General features: G+C 61.0%; 20 protein-coding genes and 1 pseudogene. 8 read left to right on the top strand and 13 right to left on the bottom strand.

The features are described 5' to 3' along the window. The first annotated feature begins 89 nt into the window (after positions 1–89). From rarD to ACTG2S_RS02490, 3 genes and pseudogenes are all read left to right on the top strand, one after another. Positions 90–985: pseudogene (rarD, locus tag ACTG2S_RS02500) on the top strand (EamA family transporter RarD). A gap of 180 nt (positions 986–1,165) precedes the next feature. Then, positions 1,166–2,785 (top strand): methyl-accepting chemotaxis protein, encoded by a 1,620-nt coding sequence (locus ACTG2S_RS02495; protein ID WP_274160742.1) that lies wholly within the window; start codon positions 1,166–1,168, stop codon positions 2,783–2,785. Positions 2,786–2,907: 122 nt separating this feature from the next. Continuing rightward, entirely contained in the window at positions 2,908–4,017 is a 1,110-nt protein-coding gene (locus tag ACTG2S_RS02490; protein ID WP_279498937.1) for a YeeE/YedE thiosulfate transporter family protein, read from the top strand. Positions 4,018–4,096: 79 nt separating this feature from the next. Here the strand turns inward: ACTG2S_RS02490 and ompA are convergent, their stop codons facing one another. From ompA to ilvG, 6 genes are all read right to left on the bottom strand, one after another. Beyond that, the gene (gene ompA / locus ACTG2S_RS02485; RefSeq protein WP_274160740.1) at positions 4,097–5,236 is read right to left on the bottom strand and encodes a porin OmpA; all 1,140 of its coding nucleotides are present in this window, start codon (positions 5,234–5,236) and stop codon (positions 4,097–4,099) included. A 302-nt stretch (positions 5,237–5,538) separates the two neighbouring features. Next, the gene (gene ilvA, locus ACTG2S_RS02480; protein ID WP_274160739.1) at positions 5,539–7,059 is read right to left on the bottom strand and encodes a threonine ammonia-lyase, biosynthetic; all 1,521 of its coding nucleotides are present in this window, start codon (positions 7,057–7,059) and stop codon (positions 5,539–5,541) included. Between the two features lie 3 nt (positions 7,060–7,062). Next, a complete protein-coding gene (gene ilvD, locus ACTG2S_RS02475; RefSeq protein ID WP_274160738.1) occupies positions 7,063–8,904 on the bottom strand; it encodes a dihydroxy-acid dehydratase in 1,842 nt (613 codons plus the stop codon). A gap of 142 nt (positions 8,905–9,046) precedes the next feature. Beyond that, a complete protein-coding gene (locus tag ACTG2S_RS02470) occupies positions 9,047–9,991 on the bottom strand; it encodes a branched-chain amino acid transaminase (protein ID WP_274160737.1) in 945 nt (314 codons plus the stop codon). Between the two features lie 12 nt (positions 9,992–10,003). Beyond that, positions 10,004–10,282: an acetolactate synthase 2 small subunit gene (gene ilvM / locus ACTG2S_RS02465; protein ID WP_005342011.1), complete on the bottom strand. Its 279-nt coding sequence runs from the start codon at positions 10,280–10,282 to the stop codon at positions 10,004–10,006. Beyond that, entirely contained in the window at positions 10,279–11,925 is a 1,647-nt protein-coding gene (ilvG, locus tag ACTG2S_RS02460) for an acetolactate synthase 2 catalytic subunit (protein ID WP_255911928.1), read from the bottom strand. Before ilvG ends, ilvM begins: the two co-directional genes overlap by 4 nt. A 384-nt stretch (positions 11,926–12,309) precedes the next feature. Here ilvG and ACTG2S_RS02455 point away from each other — a divergent pair, with 384 nt between their 5' ends. The 3 genes from ACTG2S_RS02455 to ACTG2S_RS02445 all read left to right on the top strand — a co-directional run bounded on the left by ACTG2S_RS02455 (position 12,310) and on the right by ACTG2S_RS02445 (position 15,822). Then, positions 12,310–13,824, top strand: coding sequence for a YifB family Mg chelatase-like AAA ATPase (locus tag ACTG2S_RS02455; protein ID WP_255911926.1), 1,515 nt, complete (start codon positions 12,310–12,312; stop codon positions 13,822–13,824). 126 nt (positions 13,825–13,950) lie between these two features. Next, positions 13,951–14,850 (top strand): acyltransferase, encoded by a 900-nt coding sequence (locus ACTG2S_RS02450; RefSeq protein ID WP_043823224.1) that lies wholly within the window; start codon positions 13,951–13,953, stop codon positions 14,848–14,850. Positions 14,851–14,856: 6 nt separating this feature from the next. Beyond that, positions 14,857–15,822 (top strand): acyltransferase, encoded by a 966-nt coding sequence (locus ACTG2S_RS02445; protein WP_274160736.1) that lies wholly within the window; start codon positions 14,857–14,859, stop codon positions 15,820–15,822. Here the strand turns inward: ACTG2S_RS02445 and ACTG2S_RS02440 are convergent. Both ACTG2S_RS02440 and ACTG2S_RS02435 read right to left on the bottom strand, forming a co-directional pair. After that, positions 15,747–16,253: a DUF523 domain-containing protein gene (locus ACTG2S_RS02440; protein ID WP_201947295.1), complete on the bottom strand. Its 507-nt coding sequence runs from the start codon at positions 16,251–16,253 to the stop codon at positions 15,747–15,749. The two genes, ACTG2S_RS02445 and ACTG2S_RS02440, sit on opposite strands and share 76 nt — an antisense overlap. Then, entirely contained in the window at positions 16,250–16,900 is a 651-nt protein-coding gene (locus ACTG2S_RS02435) for an NUDIX hydrolase (RefSeq protein WP_274160735.1), read from the bottom strand. Before ACTG2S_RS02435 ends, ACTG2S_RS02440 begins: the two co-directional genes overlap by 4 nt. 74 nt (positions 16,901–16,974) lie before the next feature. Here ACTG2S_RS02435 and ACTG2S_RS02430 point away from each other — a divergent pair, with 74 nt between their 5' ends. Then, positions 16,975–17,610: a nicotinamidase gene (locus ACTG2S_RS02430; protein ID WP_005356142.1), complete on the top strand. Its 636-nt coding sequence runs from the start codon at positions 16,975–16,977 to the stop codon at positions 17,608–17,610. A 101-nt stretch (positions 17,611–17,711) separates the two neighbouring features. Next, the gene (pncB, locus tag ACTG2S_RS02425) at positions 17,712–18,890 is read left to right on the top strand and encodes a nicotinate phosphoribosyltransferase (protein ID WP_005342020.1); all 1,179 of its coding nucleotides are present in this window, start codon (positions 17,712–17,714) and stop codon (positions 18,888–18,890) included. 71 nt (positions 18,891–18,961) lie between these two features. Here the strand turns inward: pncB and ACTG2S_RS02420 are convergent, their stop codons facing one another. From ACTG2S_RS02420 to ACTG2S_RS02400, 5 genes are all read right to left on the bottom strand, one after another. Continuing rightward, entirely contained in the window at positions 18,962–19,570 is a 609-nt protein-coding gene (locus ACTG2S_RS02420) for a thiol:disulfide interchange protein DsbA/DsbL (RefSeq protein ID WP_005339604.1), read from the bottom strand. Between the two features lie 137 nt (positions 19,571–19,707). Then, entirely contained in the window at positions 19,708–20,697 is a 990-nt protein-coding gene (locus ACTG2S_RS02415) for a serine/threonine protein kinase (protein ID WP_274160734.1), read from the bottom strand. A gap of 103 nt (positions 20,698–20,800) precedes the next feature. Next, positions 20,801–22,252: a cytochrome c oxidase accessory protein CcoG gene (ccoG, locus tag ACTG2S_RS02410; RefSeq protein ID WP_040067623.1), complete on the bottom strand. Its 1,452-nt coding sequence runs from the start codon at positions 22,250–22,252 to the stop codon at positions 20,801–20,803. A 155-nt stretch (positions 22,253–22,407) separates the two neighbouring features. Continuing rightward, positions 22,408–22,671, bottom strand: coding sequence for a YihD family protein (locus ACTG2S_RS02405; protein ID WP_005339598.1), 264 nt, complete (start codon positions 22,669–22,671; stop codon positions 22,408–22,410). Positions 22,672–22,701: 30 nt separating this feature from the next. Then, positions 22,702–23,856, bottom strand: a complete 1,155-nt coding sequence (locus tag ACTG2S_RS02400; protein ID WP_005339596.1) for a GGDEF domain-containing protein — start codon at positions 23,854–23,856, stop codon at positions 22,702–22,704. Positions 23,857–23,910: the final 54 nt, after the last annotated feature.

Below are 23,910 nucleotides of genomic sequence, written 5' to 3'. Positions count from 1 at the left end.
TTTATTCGCTTCTTTCCCCGCAAAAGGATCGCTACACTGATTTTTTGCGATGTTTTCCCGCATCCAACGCTTCAGTAAAGGTCATCCGCATGCCGCAACAGATCCAGCGTCAGGGCGTCATCTACGCCCTGTGCGCCTATACCCTTTGGGGCATAGCCCCCATCTATTTCAAGACCATCTCTGCCGTTCCGGCCGCCGAAATCCTGACCCACCGGATGATCTGGTCCTGCGTGCTGCTGATGGTACTCACCCTGGCAGGACGCCAGTGGCACAAGGTGCAGGCGGTGCTGCGCCAGCCAAAAGTGTTGCTCACCCTGGCGTTTACCTCGGTCACCGTCGGCGGCAACTGGCTGCTGTTTATCTGGGCCATCAACAACGGTCACATGCTGGATGCCAGCCTCGGCTACTACATCAACCCGCTGTTCAACGTACTGTTGGGAATGGTGTTTCTGAGCGAGAAGCTGCGCCGCCTGCAGTGGTGGGCGGTGGCGCTGGCCTTTGCCGGCGTGGCCATCCAGCTTATCGCCTTTGGCTCCTTGCCCTGGATTGCGCTGGTGCTGGCGTCGAGCTTTGCCATCTATGGGCTGGTGCGCAAAAAACTGGCCCTCGATGCCCTCACCGGTCTGCTGATCGAAACCATGATCTGCTGCCACCAGCGGCCATCTATCTGTGGGGCTTTGCCGACAGCCCCACCAGCCATCTCACCCAGAACGACTGGCACCTCAACCTGCTGCTGATCGCCGCTGGCGCCGTCACCACGGCCCCCCTGCTCTGCTTCACCGCCGCTGCGACCCGGCTCAAGCTCTCCACCCTGGGCTTCTTCCAGTACATAGGCCCCAGCCTGATGTTCATCCTCGCGGTCACCCTCTATGAGGAAGCACTGGCGATGGACAAACTGCTCACCTTTGCCTGCATCTGGAGCGCGCTGGTGCTGTTCAGTCTGGATGGGCTGCGCAGCGGCAAAGCCGCGCCAAGCCGGACCTGACACCGCCTCACCACCATCGACCCCGGCTCATCAGCCGGGGTTCTTTTTCGTGCCACCAGCGGCCTTCAGACTGCGACTCCTCCTTCTCCAGAGCCGACTCGCCATCAACAGACCACACACGAGTCTCACTATCCCGCCAGAGAGCTATGCTATCCATGAACGGAGCCGAATGGAGGCAACATGCTCAAGCACATTCACGACAGATCCCTGCTTTTTGGTCAGATTCTGGGGATCATGGTCATTATCACGCTGATCTCCATCAGCTTTTTCGGGCTTTATTCGGTCCGGAGCGCAGCCGATCAGATGGGACAGGGGAAGGATGTGGTAGCCGATATTCTGCCGCCGCCCCTCTACCTCATCGAATCCCAGTTGCAGGTCTACACCCTGCTCCATGCCAAACCGGAGGAGCGGGAGCCCCTGCTGCAAACCCTCACCCGGCTTCAGCAAGAGTTCGAGAGCCGTAACCGCTTCTGGCAAGAGAGCAGCCTGAACGAGCCCCTCAGGGAGCTGCTGCTGGGGGAGCAAAAAGTACAGGGGGAACTGTTCTGGCAGTTGCTCAACGACAAGTTTGTCCCCGCCATCAAGGCGGGGGATCTGGCGCAGGCGGGCGCGATTGCGGCGCGCCTGCACACCCTCTATAACGCCCACCGGCTAGGGGTGGACGCCACCGTCATCCGCGGTAACCAGTATGCCGCCGAGCAGATGGCCCATCTCGCCAACACCACCCGACTCTGCTACGGCCTGCTGTTGTGCGCCGCACTGCTGGGGGCTGGGCTCATCTTCTGGCTGGGACGCCCCACCCAACAGCGGCTGCTGGCCGCTGGCAAGGCCACCGCCGCCATCGCCGAAGGGGAGTTGAACCGCCCCATGCCAGAGCCGGGCCTCGATGCCATCGGCGAGCTGATCCGCCAGATCGGGGCCATGCGTGACCAGCTGGCAACCCTGGTGGAGTCCCTGCAACGCAGCGCCAGTACGCTGGATGATCGCGCCACCAGCCTGACCGCCATGGCACAACGGCACACCGATGACAGTCAGGCTCAGGTCGGGGCGGCCCAACATATCGAACAGGCCATCGAACAGCTCACCCACTCCATTGAACAGGCGGGTAGCCAGCTGCATCAGGTAGGGGAGCAAACCCTGCAGTCAGCAGAGCGGGCACAAGAGGCGACACTCGCCATCCACACCGTGGAACAGGTGATCGGGGAGCAAGTCACGGGCGTGAAGCAGGTCTCCCATACCATTTCGGATCTGGCTGGCCTCTCGCAGCAGATTGCCGGGCTGGCGGGCGCCATTCACGATATTGCGGAACAGACCAATCTGCTGGCGCTGAACGCCGCCATTGAAGCGGCGCGGGCAGGTGAACAGGGACGCGGTTTTGCCGTGGTGGCCGATGAAGTACGCTCGCTGGCGACCCGCACCGGCAGCGCCACCACCGAGATCAACACCATCATCGGCAAGATCCAGGATGTCAGCCTGCGCGCCGCCAGCGAGATGGATACCGAGCTGGCCCGGGTCGAACAGGCGGTCACTCACACAATGACAGCGCGCCAAAGCGTCGCCCGGATCGCGCAGAGCTGCGAGGAGATCAATCAGCGCATCGCTCAGGTCGATCAGTTGATGAGCGATGAGACCCGGCTGGTACAAGGGATCCACCATCAGGTCGGGGAGATGTCGCGGTTGGCGGCCGAGGCCAACCAGAGCGCCAGTCAGGCCGCCGAAGAGGCGACCATGGTCGCCCAGCACGCCCGCATCCTGACCAGGCAGACTCACCACTTCCATCTCGACACCACCCGCCATTGATCCCCGGCGCTGACGGGAGTCAGCGCTCCCCTTTTTCTCTGCACTGGTTAAATGGGTAGCATTAGACTCCGTGAGGGAATAGGATCCGCCCCTCTGAAAACCAACTGCAAGGATCAACTGACATGACTCGAAAATGGTCGCTCCCCATCGTGGTAATCGCGGGGGGAGCGTTACTCTGGCTTGGCAATACTTTTGGTATGAAATGGGCTCTGATGGCCCTGCTCGGATTCGGCTTCGGCTTCACCCTCTCCTTCAGTCGCTTCGGCATCGTATTCGGTTGGCGCGAAATGCTGACCAAGCGCAACAGCTACTACGTGCGGGTTCACCTGCTCACCATCGCCATCGAAATTCTGCTGTTCACCACCTTCCTCTCCTTTAGCCACGCCCTGTTTGGCGATGCCATGGTGGGTAACGTGATGGCTATCGGCATTCCATTTATCGTCGGAGCCTTCCTGTTCGGCATCGGCATGCAGCTGGCTGGCGTCTGCGCCACCGGCACTCTTTACTGCTGCGGCGAGGGGCAACCCCGCTTCTGGCTGGTGCTGATCTGCTACGGCATCGGCACCCTCATCAGCAACCAGTTCCGCCCCGAACTGGAGGCTACCTTCTCCAGCCATGTGGTATTAGCCCGGGATCTGACCGGCAATATCTGGAGTGGCATGCTGCTCAATCTGGCGCTGGTCGCTGCGCTGTTCCTGCTGTTTCGCAAGAGCGAACTCAAGCGCACCGGCGAGCTCAAGCCCCTCTTCAGCGGCGGCAACCTGTTCTGGCGCGATGGCCGCTTCACCGTGCTGACCGGCGGCATCATCATCGCCCTGCTTAACTCGTCCGTGGTCGCTCTGCACGGCTCGGCCTGGACCATCACCGGCGCCGTCTATGACATGGCGCTGCGCGGTGCCTCCCTGTTTGGCCTGTTCGAGGGGAACCCGAAACTGGCCCAGCCGCTCTTTATCAACCCCATGGTCGGCATGTTCTGGCTTGGTATTCTGGGGGCCATGCTGGCGCGCTGTTTGAGCGGTGGCGGCACCTTCGCCCCGATGCGGATCGGCAACAGTCTGGCCTCCATCATCGGCGGCCTGTTGATGGGGATGGGCGCCATGTACGCCGCCTGCAACCTCGGCGGCTTTTTCGATGGCACCGCCTCTGGCAGCCTGCACGGCTGGGTCTGGATGCTGATGGCCCTCGCTGGCAGCCTGATCGGCATTCGCCTGCGCCCGCTGTTCGGACTCTGAGGCTCGACATCGTAAACACCCCATAAGAAACGGGAGGCCAAGCCTCCCGTTTTTACATTTATTGCTCCCGTCGCTCTGCTTATTGGACAGGCTGGGAAACCCCTTCCAGATGGATTTCCACCCGGCGATCCGGTGCCAGACAGGCGATCAGCTCTTGCTTGGAGCGGCTGGCACAGCTATTGCCAGTGACCGGATTGGACTTGCCACGCCCCTCGACCCGTACCTTGTCGGCATACAAGCCTTTGGATACCAGATAGCTGGCCACACTCTGGGCCCGCTTCTCGGAGAGGGCCAGGTTGTAGTTGTCGGAGCCGATGCGGTCGGTATAACCGATGACAGTTGCGACGCCATCTTTCGGATTGGCCGCCACAATCTGGCTGAACAGGGCATCGAGCGCCTGATTGGCAGCCGGCTTCAGGGTCGCCTTGTTGAACTCGAACAGCACATCGGAACTCAGACTGAAGGTCTTGGGCTCAACCACGGCTACAGGTGCCGGTTCGGCGGCCGGAGCGGGCGCCGGTGCTACGACCTCGCCACCTTGCTGACCGAAGCGATAGAGCATGCCAACAGAGAGCAGACCATTATCCATCTCTATACCGGAACGATCTTCAGATGTACTGCCCAACGGGGTGGTGTATTGGTATTCAAGGCGAGCAGCCCAGTCTTTGTCGATGGCATATTCAACACCAAGTGCACCAACAAACGCAGCGCCATGGTATTTGTGTCCATTATTGTCAAATGACACATCGTTGGCTGGGGTAGCGGAATCTTTATACCAACCAGAATAAGAGCTCTCAGTCCAGGCATACGCGCCGCCCAAGCGACCATAGACATCCAATACAGATATAGCAGGGAAACTAATCTTCATGGTGGCCTGTATCATTTGTGCTTTAGCTTCACCGTGCAACCCGGCAGACAGGGTTCCCAAGGACGCAGTTTTATCAAGCTGATACTTACCAAGCCAGTCATAACCCAACTCAAAACCCAAGTTCTGATTAAGCTGATAGCCGACAAAACCACCCAAACCGAGATCACTTTGTTTATCACTGGGTGATACAAAATCGACTACATCCTTAACTTGTTGGTTGTAATCAACGCCATAGTAATTGGACCAACCGGCCTTGCCACCGACATACCAGGTATTGTCCTGAGCGGCGGCCTGCACGGCTCCGGCCGCCAGCAAACCACTGACCAATACGGCAAGCATGGATTTATTCATATTTTCGCCTCTGCAATAAGTCGTTATGGGCGCCTGAGTGCGCACTTTCCCTGTGTGAAGCCGTCAGGCGGCCTCTCCGATATTCAGGGTATCCCATCCGAACGCAGCCTCAAATGACCAAGCCATCAGGAGTGTGAGCTTGCCAGCAATATCCGGCGTAAAAATCACCTGTGTACCTATTCACACTGTTTTGCCAGTTAAACCATGACCTTGCGTCGTACGGAGTGGACCTATCCGCACGCAGCAATAGAAAAGGGAGGCATAATGCCTCCCTCCTGATAAGTTGTTGAAGCCCCCCTTGATCAACTGGCCAGGAACAGCCGGTAGGCGGGGTCGTCGCTCACCTCTTTCCAGCCGTAGCCAATCTCGCGCAGGTAGTCGTGGAAGGCTGCTACGTCCTCGTCCGGCAGCTCGAAGGCGCAGAGCACGCGGCCGTAGTCGGCACCGTGGTTGCGGTAGTGGAACAGGCTGATGTTCCAGCGACAGCCCAGGGTCTCGAGGAAACGCATCAGGGCGCCAGGCTGCTCCGGGAACTTGAAGCTGTAGAGACGTTCACCAAGGGGCCGGGCCGGGCGGCCGCCAATCATGTAACGCACATGATTCTTGGCCAGCTCGCTCTCGGTCATGTTGACCACCGGGTAGCCGTTGCCACCGAGCTGATCGATGATCTGGCCCAGCTCCTCGTCACCACCGGTGAGGCGCACCGAGACGAACAGCGACGCTTGCTCCGCGTCCGCATAGCGATAGTTGAACTCGGTCACCATGCGGGGCCCGAGCTGACGGCAGAAGTCGAGGAAGGCCCCCTTGCGCTCGGGAATGGTCACCGCCAGCATGCCCTCGCGCTTCTCGCCGATCTCGCAGCGCTCCGACACGTAGCGCAGGCTGTGGAAGTTGACGTTGGCGCCGGACAAAATAGCCGCCATCCGCCCCCCTTTCACCTGCTCCCGCTCGCTGTAGGCCTTGAGGCCCGCCAGAGACAGGGCGCCCGACGGCTCGGCAATGGCGCGGCAGTCATCGAAGATATCTTTCAGCGCGGCGCAGATCTGGTCGTTGGAGACGGTCACCACCTCGTCCAGATACTGATTGCAGAGGCAGAAGGTCTCTTCGCCGATGCGCTTGACCGCCACCCCGTCAGCAAACAGCGAAACCCGCTCCAGATTGACCGGCTCGCCAGCTGCCATGGCCGCCTTGAGACAGGCGGACCCCTCCGCCTCCACCCCGATCACCTTCACATCCGGCAGCAGCTGCTTGATGTAGACCGCAACCCCGGCGGCCAGTCCGCCGCCGCCCACCGGCACGAAGACGTGGGTGAGATGGGTATCCTGCTCCAGCAGCTCCTTGCCGATGGTGCCCTGCCCGGCGATCACCTCGACGTCGTCAAACGGCGGGATCAGGGTGTAGCCCTCCAACTCGGCTAGGCGGCGACTCTCGCCATAAGCCTCATCGAAGCTGTTGCCAAACAGCATGACGTTGCCGCCCTGCCGGCGTACCGCGTCGATCTTGATGTCCGGCGTGGTCTTGGGCATCACGATGATCGCCTTGATGCCGAGCTTGGCGGCCGACAGGGCGACCCCCTGCGCGTGGTTGCCAGCAGAGGCGGCGATAACGCCGCGCGCCTTCTGCTCCTCGGTCAGGGTAGCGATCTTGTGGTAGGCCCCGCGCAGCTTGAAGGAGTGGACCGGTTGCAGATCCTCCCGCTTCAGGCTGACATGGTTGCCGAGCCGCTCGGAGAGTTTCTTCAGTGTTTGCAAAGGGGTGACTCGCGCCACCTCATAGACGGGAGAGAGCAACACCTTGCGTAGATAATCCGCCGCAGAAACCATGATTTATTCCCCCAGCATCGAGCGGTCGCGAACCGCGCCTTTATCGGCGCTGGTGGCGAACATGGCGTAGGCGCGCAGGGCAAAGGAGACCTGACGCTGACGATCGAGCGGCTTCCAGCCACGGGCTTCCACGGCGACGCGGCGGGCAGCCAGCACGCTGTCGGCCACCTCCAGCACCATGCTGCGGGCCGGGATATTGATGCTGATGATATCGCCATCCTCCACCAGACCTATGGTGCCGCCGGAAGCGGCCTCCGGCGAGACGTGGCCAATGGAGAGACCCGAAGTACCGCCGGAGAAACGGCCATCGGTGATCAGGGCGCACGCCTTGCCCAATCCCATGGATTTCAGATAGGTGGTGGGGTAGAGCATCTCCTGCATGCCCGGTCCTCCTTTCGGCCCTTCGTAGCGGATCACCACTACTTCGCCTGCTTTCACGGTGCCGTCGAGGATGCCGCTCACCGCGCTCTCCTGACTCTCGAACACCCGTGCCGGGCCACGGAAGGTGAGGTTCTCCTCATCCACCCCGGCAGTCTTGACGATGGCGCCGTTGACCGCGAGGTTGCCAGAGAGCACCGCCAGGCCGCCCTCCTGGCTGTAAGCGTTGTCCAGCGAGCGGATGCACCCTTCGGCGCGGTCCAGATCCAGCTCTGGCCAGCGACAATCCTGACTGAACGCCTTGGTGGTGCGGATGCCGGCCGGACCAGCTCGGTAGAAGTCCACCACCTCCTGACTCGGCTGGCGGCTGACGTCATATTCATCGAGCTGCTCGACGAGAGAGCAACCCAGCACGGTACGGGTATCCCCATGCACCAGACCCGCTTTTTCCAGCTGGCCCAGAATGGCGACCACGCCGCCGGCGCGGTGCACATCTTCCATATGGTACTTCTGGGTGGAGGGTGCCACCTTGCACAGTTGCGGCACCTTGCGCGACATGCGGTCGATATCGGCCATGGTGAAGTCGACGCCCGCCTCCTGCGCCGCAGCCAACAGGTGCAGCACGGTATTGGTGGATCCGCCCATGGCGATGTCCAGCGCCATGGCGTTCTCGAACGCCGCCTTGGTGGCAATATTGCGCGGCAGTGCCGAGGCATCGTCCTGCTCATACCAGCGCTTGGCCAAAGTCACGATGCGCTGACCCGCCAGCTTGAACAGCTGCTCGCGATCGGCGTGAGTCGCCAGCATGGAGCCATTGCCCGGCTGGGAGAGGCCGAGCGCCTCGGTCAGGCAGTTCATGGAGTTGGCGGTAAACATGCCGGAGCAGGAGCCGCAAGTAGGGCAGGCACTGCGCTCAACCTGTTCGCTCTGGGAATCCGACACCTTGGGGTCGGCGCCCTGGATCATGGCATCCACCAGATCCAGCTTGATGATCTGATCCGACAGCTTGGTCTTGCCCGCTTCCATCGGGCCGCCGGAGACGAAGATCACCGGGATATTGATACGCAGGGCCGCCATCAGCATCCCCGGGGTGATCTTGTCGCAGTTGGAGATACAGACCATGGCGTCGGCGCAGTGGGCGTTGACCATGTACTCCACCGAATCGGCAATCAGCTCGCGCGATGGCAGGGAGTAGAGCATGCCGCCGTGGCCCATGGCGATGCCGTCATCTACGGCGATGGTGTTGAACTCCTTGGCCACCCCGCCGGCAGCTTCAATCTCGCGCACCACCAGCTGGCCCAGATCCTTGAGGTGGACGTGACCCGGTACGAACTGGGTGAAGGAGTTGACCACGGCGATGATGGGTTTGCCGAAATCCTGATCGGTCATTCCGGTGGCACGCCACAGGGCGCGGGCCCCGGCCATGTTACGTCCGTGGGTGGTGGTGGCGGATCTCAACTTCGGCATGTCTCTACTCCCTGAATGCCCATATGGGCTCGATGCGTTATGCAGTGATGATACGAGTGGATCGGAATCGATCCTGGTGAAGGCACCGCCAGGCACCCTCACCGGAAGCGACTCGGGGAGGCATGACGCCTCCCCTCTCTTATCAGTCGTTGACGGGCGTCAGCCAGCCCCACTTGTCTTCGGTCTGGCCATTGAACAGGCCGAAGAAGGCATTCTGCAGCTGCTCGGTCACCGGGCCACGGCTGCCAGCGCCCACCTTCATCCGATCGACGGAGCGCACCGGGGTCACCTCGGCGGCGGTGCCGGTCATGAAGATCTCGTCTGCAACATAGAGCGCCTCACGGGGCAGTGCCTGCTCGCGCACCTCATAACCGAGATCGCGGGCCAGCGTCATGATGGTGTCGCGGGTGATGCCGGGCAGGATGGCGGCGGTAGCGGGCGGGGTGAACAGTACGCCGTTCTTCACCAGGAACAGGTTCTCCCCCGCGCCTTCGCTCAGGTAGCCGTTCACATCCAGCGCCAGCCCCTCGGCGAAGCCGTTGCGCTTGGCCTCGCGGCTGATCAGCTGGGAGGACAAATAGTTACCACCCGCCTTGGCGCCGGTGGGGATGGTGTTGGGAGCGAGCCGGTTCCACGAGGTGACACAGACATCCACTCCGTTTTTCAGTCCCTCTTCCCCCAGATAGGCGCCCCACGGCAGGGCGGCCACCATCAGGTCAGCCTTGGCATCCAGCGGCGGATGCAGCCCCAGCCCCACGTTGCCGACAAAGGCCAGCGGGCGCAGATAGCCGCTCTTCAGGCCGTTCTCGCGCACCACGGTGCGGCAGGCTTCATTCACGTCGGACTCTCTGTAGGGGACGTCCATCCAGTAGATCTTGGCGGAGTCGAACAGGCGGCGGGTGTGCTCCTGTAAACGGAAGATGCAGGTGCCTTTGGGGGTATCGTAGGCACGCACACCCTCAAACACCGAGGAGCCGTAGTGCAGGGCGTGGCTCATCACGTGCACCTGGGCATCCTGCCAGGGCACCAGTTTGCCGTTGAACCAGATGTATTGGGGATGAGTGGCGGATTGGGAAGGCTGTGACATTGGCTTGGCTCCTTAAGCTCTGATCCGGGGTTGCTGTTCCAGTGCATCGACCCGGGAGACGTCCACCAGCTTAACCAGCTGGCTCCACAACTGCTGGATGGGACGCACCGACTCGACAGTAACCGTGATCCGCAGCTGTTGGCAATCCTGCTCCATGTTGAGGGCGCAGAGATTGAAGCCGCGGTGGCGCACCACCCGCAACACCCGCTCCATCACTTCGGGTCTGGGCTGGGCATGGATATGCAGGGTGTGCTGTGCAAATGCGGGCTGTGCAAGGGTGTGCGGGTTCATGGGCGTTGCTCCATCATCTGGTGGTTGGCGACTCCCGGCGGAACCAGGGGCCAGACGTTTTCTTCCTCTGAAATGGCCACATGCAGCAGGTAGGCACTCTCGCTTGCCAGCAGGCGATCGAGGGCACCGGCTATCTGTTCCTTGCATGTGATGGTCTCGCCCGGAATGCCGAAAGCGGCAGCCAGCGCGACGAAATCGGGGTTGTCGGAGAGGATGGTCTCGCTATAGCGGCCGTCGAAGAACAGTTCCTGCCACTGGCGCACCATGCCGAGGCGCTGGTTATCCAGCAGCACCATCTTCACCTTGAGCTGGGCCCGGCGGATGGTGCCAAGCTCCTGCACATTCATCATGAAAGAGCCGTCACCGCTCACCAGCACCACTTCATCCTCCGGGCGCGACATCTTGGCGCCGATGGCGGCGGGCAGACCAAAGCCCATGGTGCCGAGACCGGCACTGGAGAGGTGGTTGCGCGGGCTGGTGAAGCGCATGTGCTGGGCGACCCACATCTGGTGCTGACCCACATCGCAGGCCACCACGCTGCTCTCCGGCAGCCGGGCAGAGAGCTGCTTGAGCAGGGCCGGGGCGTAGATGGCCTGACCCGGGTGGTCGTAGCGAAACGCATACTCGCGGGCCATGGCGGCGCAGTGTTCACGCCAGGGGGCGATGTCGAGAGTCATGGCGAGGCGCGGCAGCACCTGTTTGAGATCCGTGGTGATACCCACCTCGGCAGCGCGGCGCTTGCCGAACTCGGCAGCATCCACATCGAGATGGATCACCTTGGCTTCAGGGGCGAACTCCTCCAGCTTGCCGGTCACCCTGTCATCGAAACGGGCGCCCACCACCAGCAACAGATCGCACTGCTGCACCGCATAGTTGGCCGCCTTGGTGCCGTGCATGCCGAGCATACCCAGATAAACAGGACTGTCGGGGTCGAGCGCGCCAATCCCCTTGAGAGTGGTGACCGCAGGCATGCCGGTGGCGGCAGCAAAGTTGCGCAACTGCTGCTCGGCATTGGCCATGCCTACACCGCCACCGACGTAGAGTACCGGGCGCTCGGCAGCAGCGATCAGAGTGCGGGCTGCGGCCAACTCCGAGGGGTTGAGCACCTCCGGCTCTTCCACTGCAAACAGCGGGCTCTGGGGCGGCACTGCAGCAAGTTGCACATCCTTGGGGAGATCGATCAGCACAGGTCCGGGGCGCCCTTCGGTGGCAATAGCGAAAGCTTCTGCCAGCACCCGCCCCAGATCGGCGGCATCGGTCACCATGAAGGAGTGTTTGGTACAGGAGAGGGACATGCCGAGCACGTCGACCTCCTGAAACGCATCGGTGCCGATGGCGGAACAGGGCACCTGACCGCTGATGGCCACCAGCGGCACCGAGTCGAGCAGCGCCTCCGCCAGACCGGTTACCAGATTGGTAGCGCCGGGGCCGGAGGTGGCGATGCAGACCCCCACCTGACCGGAGGCGCGGGCGTAGCCCACCGCCGCCATGGCGGCACCCTGCTCGTGGCGGCAGAGCTGATGGGCCAGACCACCGTCATACAGGGCATCGTAGACCGGCATGATGGCCCCGCCCGGGTAACCAAACACCTGGGTCACACCCTGTTTCTTGAGAGCCTGTACCAAAAACTGCGCGCCGTTCATGTGGAAAATCCTGTCCTTTGGTCGAAAAAAAACCCCCGAGCTGTGAGGCTCGGGGGTCGCTTGTTTCGTTCTGTCCGGTGGTGGGTCTATCCCTTGTTCCGTGCAGCTAAACGAGCCCCGAGCGGTGAGATAATAATCACCACTAGGACCACAATAATGCTGACGAAACGGGAGGCCATGTTCATAGTTACAACCGGAAATCCTGTGAAATTGGGGCGGTTTCTACCGCGAATGGCTATTAGAACTAGCACGGTGATTTTTATTGGGCAAGCCTTTTTTCTGTGACAACCCACTGATTTTGGCTATTCCCCAGCCGGAACTCTGGAATAAAAAGCCAACAACAAGCAGTTAGTCAGAACATATATCAACTCAAGGACGGGATTTATGTCATTAGCTGTGGTTTATAGCCGTGCCAGCCTCGGGATCGCGGCCCCGCAAGTTACAGTGGAAGTTCACCTCTCCAACGGCCTGCCCGCCTTCAACATGGTCGGCCTGCCGGAAACCTCGGTGAAGGAGTCGCGAGATCGGGTCCGCAGCGCCCTGCTCAACGGCAATTTCGAGTTCCCGAGTAAACACATCACCGTCAATCTGGCCCCCGCCGATCTGCCCAAGGAGGGAGGCCGTTTCGATCTGGCAATCGCCATCGGTATTCTTGCCGCTTCCAAGCAGATACCGGCAAAATACCTGCTCGATCATGAATTTTTGGGGGAGTTGGCTCTGACCGGCGAAATTCGCCCCGTGCTCGGGGTGCTGCCCGCCGTGCTCGCCTGCCGGGATGCGGGGCGCACCCTGCTGGTACCGCGAGAGAACGGCCCGGAAGCCTCTCTCATTCAGGATGCCGAGGTGCGCACCGCCCACCAGTTGCTGGCCGTTACCGCCTGGCTGACCGGTCAGTACGAACTGCCGCTACCGGATCCACAAAGCTCGGAGAGCCTGCCCGATGTACCGGATCTGCAGGATGTGATTGGTCAGTCTCAGGCCAAGCGGGCGCTGGAGATCGCCGCCGCCGGCAGCCACAACCTGCTGTTCATCGGCCCGCCCGGCACCGGCAAGAGCATGCTGGCCAGCCGCTTGCCCGGCATCTTGCCACCGCTGAGCGAGCAGGAAGCGCAGCAGACCGCCGCCATCCACTCCATCGGCGGCCTCACCCCGCGCGCCGGTCACTGGCACCACAGACCCTATCGCACGCCCCACCACAGTGCCTCAGCGGTGGCGCTGGTGGGCGGTGGCAGCCACCCGCGGCCCGGCGAAATTTCGCTGGCCCACAACGGGGTGCTGTTTCTGGATGAATTGCCCGAATTCGAGCGCAAGGTGCTCGACTCCCTGCGTGAGCCGCTGGAGACGGGCCACATCACCATCAGCCGGGCCGCCCGCCAGGTGGATTTTCCCGCTCGCTTCCAGCTGGTGGGCGCCATGAATCCCAGCCCCTGCGGCCACTATGGCGACGGCCAGACCCGCTCCAGCCCGGATCAGATCCTGCGCTACCTCGGCAAACTCTCCGGCCCCTTTCTCGACCGCTTCGACCTGACGGTGGAGGTGCCGCTGCTGCCCAAGGGGAGTCTGACCGGCAAGGCGGAGCGGGGGGAGTCTAGCCAGCAGATCCGCGATCGGGTGCTGGTGGCGAGAGAGCGCATGCTGAGTCGCAACGGCAAGCTCAACAACCTGCTGGATAGCCGTGAGATAGAGGATATTTGCCGCTTATCACCGCAAGATGCCGAATTTTTGGAGAACGCCATCCAGAAGCTGGGGCTCAGCATCCGGGCCTGGCATCGCATCCTGCGGGTGTCACGCACCATCGCCGATCTGGCCGGGCAACCCGCCATCGGCAAGGAGCATCTTATCGAGGCGCTCGGTTACAGGGCCATGGACCGGCTGCTGTCGCGACTGCGCAGCAGCTGACAGAAGGGAAAGGGTGAGTCCAACCCCGTAACGGCTCTGAATGGTCTCGCAGGCAATCGGCTGATATTATGGCCACAGATCTGACCACTTGATGGCCCTTTATCGACAGCAAGACGGACCCGACTCATGCCCAACAAGCTGACAGAGCGACTGCGCGGCAGCCTCTCCACCCTGCTCTATTTTTTCAACACCCTCTTCTGGTTTGTCCCCATCTTCTCGCTGGGTCTGCTCAAGCTCCTGCTCCCCCTCAAGGGGTGGCGCACCCTCTGCAACTGGCTGCTCGATGGCTGTGCCAGCTGCTGGATCGGTTTCAACAATCTGATCCAGAAAACCATCATCAAAACCCCTTTCGAGGTGGTCGGAGTGGACAAAGGGCGCCGGAATGAGTGGTATATGGTGATTGCCAACCATCAATCCTGGGTCGACATACTGGTACTGCAGCGGGTTTTTAACCAAAAAATCCCCTTCCTGAAGTTTTTCCTCAAGAAAGAGCTGATTTGGGTACCTTTTCTCGGTCTGGCATGGTGGGCGCTCGACTTCCCCTTCATGCGGCGATATTCCAGAAAATTTCTGGAAAAACATCCCCATCTGAAGGGAAAAGACATTGAAACGACCCGTAAGGCCTGTGCCAGGTTCCGCCACATTCCGGTGAGTGTGATGAACTTCGTCGAAGGCACCCGCTTCACCGGCAGCAAGCATCAGAAGCAGGGCTCGCCCTATCGTCATCTGCTGCTCCCGAAAGCGGGGGGCATCGCCTTTACTCTGGCCGCTATGGGTGATCAGTTGCATCAACTGGTGGATGTCACCATCGCCTATCCGGACGGCATCCCCAGCTACTGGGACTTCATGTGTGGCCGGGTCGGGCAAATCAAGGTTCAGGTCCGCTATTTGCCGATCGACCGCAAGCTGGTGGGGGATTACTTCAATGACCCCGAGTTCCAACAAGAGTTTCAACAGTGGTTGAACGGGATCTGGCACGAAAAGGACCAGACCCTGAGCCAACTGCTGGCAACCAAGGCGCAGTAAACATTCATGCTATCCCTGCTTCCCGGCCCGCTGGTGCTGATCATCAGCGCCGGCCTGACCATCCTTTTCACCGCCTTGTGCGCCAGCCTGATCCTGCTGGTGTCGCTGGCCAAACTGCTGCTGCCGATCCCGGCCTTTGGCCGCGCCTGCAGCCGCCTCAACAACCGCGTCATGCGCCTGTGGCTGGCCTGCAATGCGCTGGTGATCCGCCTCACCACCCGCATCGACTGGCAGGTGGAGGACAGCACCAAGCTGCGCAAGGATGGCTGGTATCTCATCATCAGCAACCATATGAGCTGGACCGATATCGTGGTGCTCGGCCACCTGTTCCGCGACCGGCTGCCGGTGCCCAAGTTCTTTATGAAGCACGAGCTGATCTATATCCCGCTGTTGGGGCTCGCCTGCTGGGGGCTCGATATGCCCTTTATGCGTCGCTACTCACGGGAGTTTTTGCTGAAGAACCCGCACCTGCGCGGCAAGGATATCGAGACCACCCGCAACGCCTGCGAGAAGTTTCGCCACATCCCCACTACCGTCATCAACTTCGTGGAAGGAACCCGCTTCACCGAGCAGAAACGGGATGCGGCCCGCTCCCGCTATCGTCACCTGATGCCGCCCAAGGCGGCGGGGCTGGCCTTTACGCTGGCAGCCATGGGCGAACAGTTCGACAGCCTGATCAATGTCACCATCCGCTATCCGGACAACGCCGAGACCCCGTTCAAGGACTTCCTGATGGGACGGGTAAAACGCATTCAGGTGCGGATTGAGGAGCTGCCGGTGAATGAACAGCTGATAGGAGATTACTTCAACGACAAGCAGTTCAAGCGCGGTTTTCAGGAGTGGCTAAACCAGCGCTGGCAGGAGAAGGACGAGGTGCTGGAGGGGTGGCAGAGCGGTCAGGCGCCGCTGCCGGTTGCCGCCAAATCCGGGGAGGAATCCAAAGAGAGCGCAGAAGCCAACTCGACCAACTGATCTTCGGAAAAAACGGCAATCCCGTGGCGGCGCAGCAGGGCGGTGGTCTTGCCCTCGCCCGCCACAGAAATGCCCTCAAAGCGGCCGTTATAGATACGGCCGCTGCCACATGAGGGGCTCCCCTCTTTCAGCAGCGCAAAGCGAATGCCCTGCGCCTGACAAATAGCCAACGCCAGCTCGGCGCCGCGATCAAACTCTTCAGTCACATCCAGCCCGCTCGCCGTCACTACACGCTCGCCCTGCCGCTCGGCGGGAGGACGCGGGGTCGGCAGACCGCCCGCCACTTCGGGGCAGAAGGCCAGCGCCCGCCCCTCGGCACCCAGCGCACTCAGCCAGTCGCTGACAATCCCCTTGCTCTGACCGTCGTAACGCACCGGCTGACCCAGCAAGCAGGCACTCACCAGCACCTTGTGCACGCCGGTCTCACTCATGCTTCCGCTCCGTGCATCACCTGATCGAACATCACGCAGCAGGGGCTCTCCAGCCGATAGAGAATGGCGGGGCGCTGTTTGCCGGTGCGCTTACGGCCGGTATCTACCAGAATGTTGGCGCGATGGATCCGCTTGCGAAATGCCGCCGTATTCATGGGTGTTTGCAGGATGATTTCGAAGGCGCGCTGCACCTCGGAGAGGGTGAACTCGGGCCCCAGCAGTTGCAGCGGCAGGGTGCTGTAGCGGCTCTTGATCCGCAGCCGCTCCAACCCCTTGGCGATGAGCTGAACATGGTCGAAGGCGAGGCTCAGCCCCGGCAGGTTGGCGAGCGGATGCCAGCAACCGTGGATCGCTTCCACTTCCGGATCGACCAGACAGAGATAGACCAGGGTCGTGGACCAGCCGCGGGGATCCCGCTCCAGATTGCCGAGGGTGCAGACCTGCTCGCTGTAGCAGTGACCGAGCCCCCACTCCGCCAGCAGACGGCGCTGGGCGGCATCCAGATCCCGATCCTGGGTCTCGTCGATGCACAGCGCCGGCAGTTGCCAGCAGTGGGCAAAGGGGGGGCGATCGCGGGTCTCGAGCAGTAGCTCGAGCCGCTCCTCATGCAACCGCAGCACCACCATATCCAGACTCATTCTCAGCATGCCGATCGCCCTGCTCGCCTTCCATTAATGTTTGGTAGATAATATCACACGAATAGTATGTGCAGGAGCCAATCATGGGAACCGTCGCCAGCCTGGATATTGATGCGCAGAAGGGCTTTACCCCCCTCTGCCCGAACGAACTGCCCGTTGCGGGCGGTGATGATATTGTGGCTGCGCTAAACGCTCAGGCCACCCTCGCCACGCTGCGGATCGGCAGCAAAGACTCTCACCCTGCCAATGCCGACTGGGCCGTTTCTGACCCCGCAGGCATGCTGCTGCCGCTGGATCTGCCCAACGCCGACCTCACCTGGCCGGTTCACTGCGTACCGGGCAGCAAGGGCTTCGAGCTGCTCGACGGCCTGCCCGCCCCCATCGACTATGACTTCTTCGTCTGGAAGGGGGTCGAGCCGGATCTGCATCCCTACGGCACCTGCTTCCACGACCTGGCTGAACGGCGCAGCACCGGACTCATCGAATTCCTGCAAGCCCGCCAGGTCGATACCGTACTGGTCGGCGGCCTCGCCACCGACTACTGTGTCAAAACCAGCGTGCTGCAACTGCGCCGCGCCGGTTTCCGGGTGATCGTCCATCTCGATGCCTGTCGTGGCATCGCCCCCGCGACGGTTGCCAGCGCCCACACCCAGATGATCGAGGCAGGGGCCGAACTGGCCCAGACCCTGATCGATGTACAACGCCTGCTGGACGCCTGATATGCCACCGATTCTTACCAGCCTGCTCGACACCAATGCCTGCACGTTACATATGTGGCAGGGGAGCTCCATCGTGCTCACCAGTCTGCGAGGAGCCTGATATGCCCCCAATCCTCACCAGCCTGCTCGACACCGATGCCTACAAACTGCATATGCAGCAGGCGGTGTTCCATCGCTATCCGGATGCCGAGGTGGTGGCCGAGTTTCACAGCCGCAATGAAGAGGATCTGCTGCCCATGATGGGGCAGATCGAGGAGCAACTGCGCCTCGCCGGTTCCCTGCGACTGACCAGGCCAGAGCTCGATTTTCTGGCCGAGCGTCCCTTCTTCACCCCTGACTACCTCGACCACCTGCGCCGCAAGCCGCTCGACGCCTCCCTGCTCAAGGTGTTCGAGCAGGATGGCCGCATCAATGTGCGGGTCGAGGGCCCCTGGCAGGATGTGATCCTGTGGGAGATCCCGGTGCTCGCCATCATCAGCGAGATGCGCAACCGCTTCCGCTACCCCCAGTTCGGCGTCAGCCACGCGCTGGAGCGGCTCGATCAGAAGATCGACAAGCTGGAGAAGGAGCTGAGCAGCGACGAGATGAGCGAGTTTAACCTCATCGACTTCGGCACCCGCCGCCGCTTCTCTCACGCGGTACAGGATGCGGTAGTGGGTCGCCTCAAGGAGCGGCTGCCGGCGTTTCGCGGCACCAGTAACTACATGCTGGCCCAGAAGTACAAGCTGCCCGCGGTCGGTACCCAGGCCCATGAGTGGTTCCAGGCGCACCAGCAGCTCGGCTTCCCGCTGGAGCACAGCCAGCGCGCTGCCCTCACCAGCTGGCTGGACGAGTTCACCGACCATCTCGGCATCGCCCTGACCGACTGCATCACCATGGATGCCTTCCTGCGGGACTTCGACTTCGAGCTGGCCAGCAGCTATCAGGGCTTGCGCCACGACTCCGGCGATCCCGTAGTGTGGGGCGAGAAGGCGATCAGCCACTATCAGCGCCTCGGCATCGACCCTACTGACAAAACGCTGGTCTTCTCCGACGGGCTCAATCTCGACAAGGCGGTGCAGCTATTCCGTCACTTCCGTGGCCGCATCAATACCAGCTTCGGCATAGGCACCAAGCTCACCTGCGATCTGCCCGGCGTCAGCCCGATGAACATCGTCTTCAAGCTGATCGAGTGCAATGGCGGCCCGGTTGCCAAGATCTCCGATAGCCCGGGCAAGACCCTCTGCCGGGATGCGGAGTTTATCCGCAACCTCAAACAGGCGTTCCACGTCGGGGTCTGACCTGCCAGATTGCCAGAAAACAAAAAGCCCGCCGGTTCACACCGGCGGGCTTTTTATCGACTCAAGGGGTATCAGTCTTTCTTGGCCAGCAGGAACTGCACCAGCTTGTTGAACTGCTCTTGAGAGGTGATGGATTCAATCTTCACCATGTACTTGCCGTTCACCAGGAAGGCCGGTACACCGCGAATGTTGTAGCTCTCGGTGTTGCGATCGAACTGGGAGACCATGCCGGAGACGGCGAAGCTGTCGACGGCACCGTCGAACTCTTCAGCCGGTACGCCGTTGTCCACGAAGATCTTCTTCACATCGTCACGGCTCATCGGCGGCTGACGCTGGGTGTGGATCTTGGTGAAGATGGCAGGAGTCAGCTTGGCTTCGGCATTTAGCAGGCTGGCAACGGCGTAGGCACGCTGCATCTCGGGGCCCATTTCGCGACCGAGGAAGGCAACCGGGTTCTTCTTGAGGGGCACACCCTCTGGCAACCCAGCCTTCAACTGTTCAACGATCGGTTCGAAGGTAGCGCAGTGCGGGCAGTAGTAGGAGAAAAACTCCATCACTTCCGGCTGGGCACTGCCAGTCTGTTTGACCACATCGTAGTTGACGCCTTCCTTGAACTCGGGGGCGGCGTGAACCATGGGGATCATCAGCATGGCAGCAAGGAAAAATAGAACTTTTTTCATGATGTTTCCTGTTAAGGGATCACTGTGAGGCACGCCCGGCGAACCGAAGCAGTGCCAAGCCTATTGTTTCGCCATGCTGACGTCAATGGTCAGGGCCGGAGATCGAGTCCCCCTTGCCGCGCAAGATCCCTTCTATTTCACCAGTTTGGCATCAGACTCAACGGCGGCGCCTTGAGTGCCTCCAGCTGATCGTGCAGTGTCGCAATCTGCTGGCGCCAGTAGTGATCGGTATTGAACCAGGGGAAGTGACGGGGGAAGGCGGGATCTTCCCAGCGCCGCGCCAGCCACGCCATGTAGTGAACGATGCGCATCGCCCGCAGCGGCTCGATCAGCGCCAGCTCCCGCGAGTCGAACTCCATAAACTCCTCGTAGCCCGCCAGCAGGGTGTCGAGCTGGATCTGCTGCTCGTGGCGCTCGCCGCTCAGCATCATCCAGAGATCCTGAATCGCGGGGCCGGTACGGCAATCATCGAGGTCGACAAACATGGGGCCATCGCGCCACAGGATGTTGCCCGGGTGGCAATCGCCATGCAGGGAGATCTGCGCCACATCAAGGGTCATGGCGTCGCTGACATGTTTAATCAGCTCGTCCAGCACCCCGAAGAATTGCTTCGCCAGCCCGCTTGGCAGCCATTCGCCAGACGCCAGCAGCTGACGCGGTTCATGCAGCATACTCTCCACATCGAGCCGCACCCGATGGTGAAACGGCTTGCTGGCGCCGATCTGATGAATGCGGCCGAGGAAACGCCCCACCCACTCCAGTTGATCGAGATTATCCACTTCGAACTGGCGGCCACCGACGCTCTGCCAGATAGCAAAGGGGTAGCCCTCGTGCTCCAGCAGGGTCTCGCCCGCGAAGGCGAGCGGTGCGGCGACCGGGATCTCCGCCTCTGCAAGGCGGGTGGCAAACTCGTGCTCCTCGAGGATCTGGACCCGGCTCCAGCGGCCGGGACGGTAGAACTTCACCACATAGCGGCGACGATCCTCATCCTGAAACTGATAGACCCGGTTTTCGTAGCTGTTGAGCTCGATAAGGCCGGAGTCGAGCCGCAGGCCACTGAGATCGAGCGCATCCATGATGAGGTCGGGATTGAGGTCGGAATAGTTGAAACGCATGTCATCCACCATAAGAAAGGGGCGCCGTTGCGCCCCATTCTATCACTACTGACCGGCATTGCCGTACTCGTTGGTGACCGGACTGGTGTCACGCCCGGCCCGCAGCCACACGCAGTTACAACCGGCTGATAAACTTGCTGCCCTGGCGCAGGTTGCCCTTGCTGTCATCGGGCGCCGCACCCTCCCGTTTCAGCACGAACTGGATATCCAGCGCCGGCCGTTTCAGGTTGTAGGGATCGACCGCCAGGCTGACCGGCAGGGTGTAGATCTCGCCCGCCTTCAGGGTCACTTCACGGGGGCCGAACCACTGATACTCGGGCAAGCCCTCCACATCCAGCTGGTAGGTCTGGGACTGCAGGGTCTTGTTGAGGATCTTGAGGGTGTAGGTGTTCTCAATCAGCCCCTCGCTGTTTTCGCGGAACAGCTGGTTGCGATCCCGCAGGATATCGAGCCCCATCGGCATGATGGACATGGCGTTGTAGACAAACACCCCCAGCATCACCGCCATCACCAGCCCGTAACCGATCAACTTGGGCCGCGCCACATGGGTGGAGTCGTTGGCCAGCTTGTGCTCGGTGGTGTAACTGATGAGCCCTTTCGGGTAGCCCATCCGCTCCATGGTCTGGTCGCAGGCATCAACGCAGGCGCCGCAGTTGATGCACTCGTACTGCAGGCCGTCGCGAATATCGATACCGGTCGGGCAGACCTGCACGCAGAGATCGCAGTCGATACAGTCGCCCAGCCCCATCGCCTTGGGATCCGCCTTGCGGGAACGGGCGCCACGGGTCTCGCCACGCTTGGTGTCATAGCCGACGATGAAGGTGTCCTTGTCGAACATGGCGGACTGGAAGCGGGCATAGGGGCACATGTGGATACACATGATGGCACGCATCCAGCCAGCGTTGCCGTAGGTGATGATGGTGAAGAAGAGCACCCAGAACAGCACCCATCCGCTGGCCTGAAGGGTGAAGAGATCCGGCACCAGTTCAGTTACATCCTGGAAGTAGGCGACGAAGGTCAGGCCGGTTACCAGCGAGATCGCCAGCCAGGCCAGATGCTTGGCTCCCTTGCGAGCCAGCTTCCCGCCGCTCCAGGGCGCCTCGTCCAGCTTGCGCCGCTTGTTGGCGGGCCCTTCCAGCTTCTCTTCAAACCAGATGAACATGAAGGTCCAGACCGTCTGTGGGCAGAGATAGCCACACCAGACCCGGCCAAGGAAGGTGGTAATAAAGAAGAGTCCGAAGGCGGCGATCATGAAGAGCCAGGCGAGCAGGGTCAGATCCTGCGGCCAGATGGTGGCGCCAAAGATATGGAACTGCTGGTGACCGAGGTCGAACAGCACCGCCTGTCGCCCGTCGTAACGCAGCCAGGGCAGCAGCACGAACAGCGCCACAAAGAACCAGCCCATGGCCTTGCGCATCCGCTGCCAATACCCTTTCTGGGCCCGCACATAGATGCGGTTGCCCGGGTTGAATCTGTCGTCGCTGGCTTTGAACGTATTGGGGTTGAAGGTCCCGGTTACGCCCTTGTCGGTGACGTCCTTGATATCGATTTTATCGTGGTCGGCCATTGCAAGACATCGCTCCCTTATTTGTTATGGAGCGGATTATATCTTAAACAGCATGCTAATTGTGTGGATTAGATGTATCTAATATTGGGGTTGGATCGCAATTTTCAGCAACAAAAAAGCGCATCACCCCAGGGTGATGCGCTTCCGCTAAAGATTCACTTGATTCCGCGAGCCTTGAGCAGTGCCTCTTTGAAATCGGGCACATGATCCTTGGCCAGACCGGGGATCATCGCCTGCTTGTCGGATTCCCGCATCTTGAGGTGATAGATCAGCATGTCGTCGGTCAGCTCGGACAGAGGCCCTTCAAATCCCGCTTCTTGGGCCAGTTTGGCAACAAACTGCACCAGGCTGAGATCCTGTTCCTTGATCCAGGCAGGCTGCAACAACTCCAGCAGCTCTTCGATACGATGACATTGCATAGACAACCTCTTTAATCTGTCACGTTAAATTCAGGCAACCTTACCCATCAAGGCTACTTCGATTCGATCCCGCCCATTATGCTTGGCCTGATACAGGGCCGCATCCGCTTTTTGGATCAAATCGGCGATTTTCATGCTGTTGTCCGGTATCAGTGTCGCAACACCAAAACTGCATGTGACCCGACCGGAGACCAGTGACTTCTGGTGCGGGATGGCCAGCTCCTTGAGCGCCTGCCGCACATTGTCCGCCACCTGCAATGCCCCCTGCATGCCGGTGCAGGGCAGCAGCAAGGCGAACTCTTCGCCCCCGTAACGGGCCGCCAGATCATCCTCGCGCCGCTCCACCTCGGCCAGCAAGCCAGCCACCTGTTGCAGGCAGTCATCCCCCAGCTGATGGCCGTAGAGATCGTTGAACTGCTTGAAGTAATCCACATCCACCAGCACCAGCGACAACGGCGCCCGGGCGCGATGGCAGCGCCGCCAGGCCCGCTCCAGAGAGTCGTCGAGATGGGCGCGGTTGGCGATGCCGGTCAGGCCGTCGAGGCGAGAGGTGAGGCGCAAATGCTCGGAGACCGCCTTCAGTTCGGCCACCAGCTCGGCGTTGGAGAAACGGTGGTGGAGCGAGGCGATCTGATCCCGCCGCATCCGGCGCAACAGGGTCGGCAGAAAGACAAACAGATAGCCCGCCAGCATGCAGGAGACAATCCGCTCCTGCTCGTTGCCATTGCCCAGCTCGAACAGCATCGCCATGCCCAGCGGCAGGGCGGAACCATAGAGGGTACGGCGGCTGCCAAACAGCATGATGGCGCTGCCGGTAAGAATGAGGCTGGAGAGCATCATCATGGCGGCCCGGTAGGTATCGGGCAGCTTGTCCATGTAGAGTAGCACCCCGAGAGCCCAGATGATGGAGGTGATGGTGGCTCCGATAAAGAGCTCCCGCTCCAGCACCGGCAACGGAGTCTGGTGCAGGCGGGCTCGGCGCCAGCGCAAGTGCCAGCCCCGACCCAGCAGCCACAGAAAAGTGCCTGCCAGCCAACCGAGCGCTTCGATGGCGGGTAGATAGTCGTGAAACAGCAGACTCCAGCCAAATGCCAACACGCCCAAACAGGGGAGACTGAACGATGCATGGGTATAGAGCTGGGCCATAATGGCCTGCTTAACCTGGCGTGTCACACTCTGGGTCAACTGAGTACTCCTGTACAAGAGCCGAGCAGTCTACCATTACCCCCTGACCCGCAA

It is taken from the genome of Aeromonas sp. 82P, assembly GCF_051919365.1.
Taxonomy (GTDB): domain Bacteria; phylum Pseudomonadota; class Gammaproteobacteria; order Enterobacterales; family Aeromonadaceae; genus Aeromonas; species Aeromonas veronii.
The sequence above is the reverse complement of the archived record's forward strand: the minus strand, read 5'-3'. Positions and strand labels throughout refer to the sequence as shown.